The 1,102-nt window shown below is 38.3% G+C and carries 1 pseudogene; it reads left to right on the top strand.

What is annotated here, in order from left to right:
- Positions 1–116 precede the first annotated feature (116 nt).
- A pseudogene (locus AC1DPQ_RS28490) lies at positions 117–1,102 on the top strand (TonB-dependent receptor); the annotation flags it as partial.

The following is a 1,102-nucleotide window of genomic DNA, read 5'->3' as shown; positions in this document are numbered from 1 at the left end:
CCTTATAACCAACCAAGCCAGATTTTTAGTCTGTCACATTTTTTATATCGTTCATCACATTTATCTGTACCATAAAAACGTAGCACCTAATTTTAGCTTGCTTATTTAAAATATACATGAAGAAACTCTTACTTTCAATCGCCTTTACCTTAGCTATTTTTAATTTATTTGCACAAAAAAACGGAAGCATTACCGGAATTTTAGCCGATAGCGCCAATCACAAAACCACCTTAAATTACTCAACGGTTTCAGTATATAAAGTTGGCGATAGTATATTGAGCACTTATAAATTATCGGACGACAAAGGCGTTTTTAAAATCAATGGTTTAACCATAGGCGTAAAATACCGTTTAGTGGTAACCGCATGGCAGTATGGAACATACCGGAAAGAGGTTGAACTAACTGCAGCCAATCCCGCATTAAATTTGGGTATCCTCTATCTTTCCGTTAAGGCAAATGACCTAAACGAGGTTGTAATTTCGGGAGAAAGGCCACCAGTAATTGTACGTAAAGACACTATTGAATTTAATGCAGAATCCTTTAAAACCCTGCCATCAGCGGTGGTAGAAGATCTGTTAAAAAAGCTTCCAGGCGTTGCTATTGCAGCCGATGGATCTATACAGGTTAACGGTAAAACAGTTAGTAAAATTTTAGTAGACGGAAAAGAGTTTTTTGGTGGCGACCAGCAGATTGCGACCAAAAATTTACCCGCTAATATCATAGATAAGGTACAAGTGGTTGATGATAAACAGGCCAAAAGACGTGATCCGGATTTAACTGCAGCAGAAATCCCGCAGATTATCAATTTAAAGTTAAAAAAAGCGATTAAAAAAGGAGCTTTCGGCAAATTGTATGCTGGTGGAGGCCTAAAAGACCTTTACCAGGCCGGTGGATTAATGAATTTCTTTAGAGATACTACACAGGTAAGTATATTGGCTTATGGCAACAATATCAATCAGCCAGGCTTTAACCCCAATGATGTGCAACGGATAGGCGGATTTAACAGAAGCGGTGTAAACTCCATGATGATGACCTCAGGAGGTTATTTCGAGTTCAACGGTATTAATTTTGGCGGAAGTTATAATGGTGTTCAGGCTTCATC

Source organism: Pedobacter sp. 01T416_2, assembly GCF_056398925.1.
This window is presented reverse-complemented; position numbering and strand designations above follow the sequence as displayed.